The sequence below is a fragment of the Streptomyces sp. ME19-01-6 genome (assembly GCF_033793745.1).
Taxonomy (GTDB): domain Bacteria; phylum Actinomycetota; class Actinomycetes; order Streptomycetales; family Streptomycetaceae; genus Streptomyces.
This window is the reverse complement of record NZ_JARAXF010000086.1, coordinates 1-4,058: the sequence shown is the minus strand read 5'-3', so window position 1 is coordinate 4,058 and position 4,058 is coordinate 1. Positions and strand designations below refer to the sequence as shown.

The following is a 4,058-nucleotide window of genomic DNA, read 5'->3' as shown; positions in this document are numbered from 1 at the left end:
AAACCCTCCCGCCCTGCAACAACCAGATCCCATAAATCCTCTGGAGACCCCACACCACCCGGAAAACGACAGGCCATACCCACAATCGCAATCGGATCGCGGACTTTGGCTTCCATATCGGTGAGGCGCTGCCGGGTGCGATGCAGATCGGCCGTGACGCGCTTGAGATATGTAACGAGCTGTTCTTCATTCGCCACTAGTTCAGCTCTCCAAATTCACGGTCGATGAAGTCCAGCACCTCGTCCGCGTTGGCCGTGTCAAGTTGCGCCTCGGCGGAAGGGCCGGATTCCTCGCTCTCGGCTCCGGCCAGCTTCCACAGCGTTGCCTGGAGCCGGTTGGCGATCTCAGCCTGCTGCCGAGGGCTCCCGGCCACCTCGGCGACGTCGGCTTCGATCTGGTCCAGCCCGGCCCTGATACGGTCCATCGGCCCGGCTTCGGCGGACACAAGCTGTTCGACGATCCGCCGGGCCAGCAGAGCCGGCGTCGGATAGTCGAATATGGCCGTGGCCGGCAATGACAGGCCGGTGCCCGTGCGCAATCGGTTGCGCAGTTCGACACCGGTGAGGGAATCAAAACCCATGTCCTTGAAAGCTTGGTCCGGGATGAGTTCGCCGGATGAGGCGTAGCCGAGCACCGCGGCAACGTCGGCGAGCATCGACTCCAGCACCGCCGGCAGCCGCTCAGCCGGGGGCAGGGCACGCAGCCGGGCGGAGAACGCTTCAGCGGAGCCTTCCTGCCGCACGCCGAGAGCGGTGCGGCGGTGGCCACGTACCATCGTGCGGAGCAAGGCGGGCACCTTGTCTTCGGCATACCGGGCGCGCAGCTCTGAAACGTTCACCCGCATGGGGAGAAGGCAGGGGCGTCCGTCAGCCCTTGCCGCGTCCATCAGACGCAGGCCGTCAGCCGGGCTCAGCGGCAGTATGCCGTCGGCTCTGACCCGCCGTAGATCTCGCTCGTTCAGGGTTCCCGCCATCCCGCTGGACTGGTCCCACAGGCCCCACGCCAGGGAGGTGGCAGGCAGGCCGGCAGTGTGCCGGTACTCGGCCAGTGCGTCGAGGAACGCGTTAGCAGCGGCGTAGTTGGCCTGTCCGGGGGTGCCCAGGACGCCCGCCGCGGAGGAGAAGGTGACGAAGAACGCCAGGTCCCGATCCTCGGTGAGCTGGTGCAGGTGCCAGGCCGCGTCCGCCTTGGGGCGCAGCACCTTCGCCAGCGAGGACCGGGTCTGTGCCCCGATCACACCGTCATCGAGGACCCCGGCGGTGTGGACCACCCCTGTCAGGTCCGGTATCTCCTGAAGCAACTTGGCGAGTTCATCCTTCTCGCCCACGTCGCAGGCGACGATGCGAACAACTGCCCCTGCGCCGGCCAGCTCAGCGGCCAGTTGCGCGCAGCCGGGTGCCTCGCGCCCGCTCCGGCTGGCCAGTACCAGCTTCCTGGCCCCGTGCGTGGTCACAAGGTGCTTCGCCACGTGCCTGCCCAGGGCTCCCGTACCCCCTGTGATCAGTACGGTCTGCTCGGGGTCCGGCGCCGGCGGGAGGACCAGCACCGCCTTGCCGACCAACCGCGCCTGGCTCAGTGCCCTGAACGCTTCCGGCGCACGGCGCACGTCCCACGTGGTGATGTCCGGCAGCGTCAGCACCCCTCGGTCGAACAGGGCCAGCAGCTCACGCAGCATCTCTCCGATCCGCTCCGGCCCGGCCTCGATCAGATCGAAGGCACGGTATCCCGGCACATCGTCCGGATCCCGCAGGTCGGCCTTGCCCATCTCCAGGAAACGTGCGCCCTCGGGCATCAGCCGCAGCGATGCCTCGAGGAACTCCCCCGTCAGCGAGTTCAACACGACGTCCACACCGTGGCCATCTGTCACGGTGCGGAACTGCGACTCGAAGTCCAGGGTCCGCGACGACGCGATGTGGTCGTCGTCCAGCCCCATCGCGCGCAGCACCGTGTGCTTGGGCGGGCTCGCGGTGCCGAACACCTCGGCTCCGAGGTACGCCGCCAGCTGTACGGCGGCCGTGCCCACTCCGCCGGCGGCGGCGTGCACCAGCAGCGATTCGCCGGGACTCAGCGCCGCCAGGTCCACCAACGCGTAGTAGGCCGTCAGGTACGCCACTGGTGTCGCGGCAGCTTCCACGAACGACCAGCTCTCCGGGATCGGTGCCAAGGTACGGTGATCAGCCACGGCGAGCGGGCCGAACGCGCCTCCGAACATGCCCAGCACGCGGTCGCCCGGTGCCAGCGTGTCGACTCCAGGACCGACTTCCAACACGACACCGGCCCCTTCACCACCTGGGTGCGCGTCGCCGGGATAGGTGCCCAACGCGATCAGTACGTCCCGGAAGTTCACTCCTGCGGCTCGTACCGCGATGCGCACCTGGTCGGGCAGCAGCGGCTCGGTCATGGCAGGGTTGGCGATCAGTGAGAGCCCGTCCAGAGTGCCCTTCTCGACGACGTCCAGCGTCCAGGCCGGCACGGCTGGAGGGACCAGGTTGCCTCCCGGTGCGTTCGCTCGCACCAGGCGGGGTGCGTACGGCGTGCCGCCGCGCAGGGCCACTTGAGGCTCGTCGAAGGTCAGGATCGCCGGGAGCGCCTTGAGCGATTCGTCATGGCCGTCGGTGTCGACCACGACGATCCGGCCGGATTCCTCGGTCTGGGCTGTCCGGGCCATACCCCAGAGGGATGCCTGACCAGGGTTTGTGACCTTGCCGCTTCGCTGTCCTGTCACCGCGCCCTGAGTCAGCAGTACCAGACGGGAGCCGTCGAACAGGGGGTCCGACAACCACCTTTGCATCACTCGGAGTTGTTGCCACACGGCATGTGCCAGGTCGGTTTTGCATTCGAACAGCGGTGCGCAGTCCAGGAGGACCGCCTCCGGGGGCGGTGCGCCGTCGGCGACGGCCTCCGCAAGTGCCGTCAGGTCGGGATAGTTGCGGCCTCCCAGTGCCTCCGCGGCCGTCCGTGAACCGAGTACCGCCCATGAAGTGGACTTCGCCTCCGACTTCGGCAGAGCGACCCAGTCCAACTGGAAGAGCTCACCAGCCGAGTCATCGACCACTGTCGAGTCTGCCTGGTCCGTTGCCGGCCGGAGGGTGAGCGCTTCCACGACCATCACAGGCGCGCCAGCGTGGTCCGCCAGGCTGAGGCTCAGGGTGTCCGGTCCCGTGCGCCGAAGCCGCGCTCGGACCGCTGGGGCACCGGCCGCGTGCAGCTTCACTCCCCGCCAGGCGAAGGGAACCAGCGCACGATCGGTGTCCGTGCCCAGGACCACTCCGTGCAGTGCCGCGTCCAGTACTGCCGGGTGGATGCCGAACTGGGCGGCGTCGCCGCCTGGTGGGGGCAGGACCACATCGGCGTACACCTCGTCGCCCCGTGTCCATGCCTGTCGTACTCCTTGGAAGGCGGGGCCGTACACGAGGCCCAGCTCCGCCAGGACCACATACAGGTCGGAGCTCTCGACTTTCTTTGCGCCTGCCGGTGGCCACACCGCCAGGCCGTCGGTGGGCGCTGGTTCGCCACCCATGCCGAGCATGCCTGTGGCATGCATGGTCCAGGGGGCGCCGACTGCCGCTTCCGCGAGCCGTGCGTGGACTGTCAGGGAGCGGTCTCCGGTCTCGTCCGGTGAACCGACAGCGACTTGAAGTGTGACCGCGCCATGTTCCGGCACGATCAAGGGCGTCGAGATGGTCAGGTCGCGAACCAGTTCGCAGCCGACCTGGTTGCCCACGTGCAAGGCAAGTTCGATGAAAGCGGTGCCGGGCAGCAGCACGGCGCCCCGCACCATATGGTCGGCCAGCCAGGGGTGTGTGGTGAGCGAGAGCCGTCCGCTGAAAAGGTAGCCGTCGGAGTCGGCCAGCGCGGTAACCGCACCCAGCATCGGGTGCTCGGCTGAGTGCAGGCCGGCTGATGCCACGTCGGATGTGGTGGGCACGTTGTCGAGCCAGTAGTGCTGGTGTTGGAAAGGGTACGTCGGCAGGTCCAGGAAGGGCCGCGGGCTGAGCAGACCACCCCACTCCACCTGTACACCGGCCACATACAACTCCGCCAGCGCCCGCACCACG

Annotated in this window: 2 protein-coding genes; both read right to left on the bottom strand. The window is 67.9% G+C overall.

The window, feature by feature from the left end; translation table 11 throughout:
• Nucleotides 1-197, bottom strand: a 197-nt coding sequence (locus PV419_RS52670) for a polyketide synthase docking domain-containing protein (RefSeq protein ID WP_319701211.1), incomplete at its 3' end; no start/stop codon positions are given.
• Nucleotides 197-4,058: SDR family NAD(P)-dependent oxidoreductase (locus PV419_RS52665; RefSeq protein WP_319701210.1), on the bottom strand; the 3,862-nt coding region annotated here is incomplete at its 5' end. The genes PV419_RS52670 and PV419_RS52665, both read right to left, overlap by 1 nt.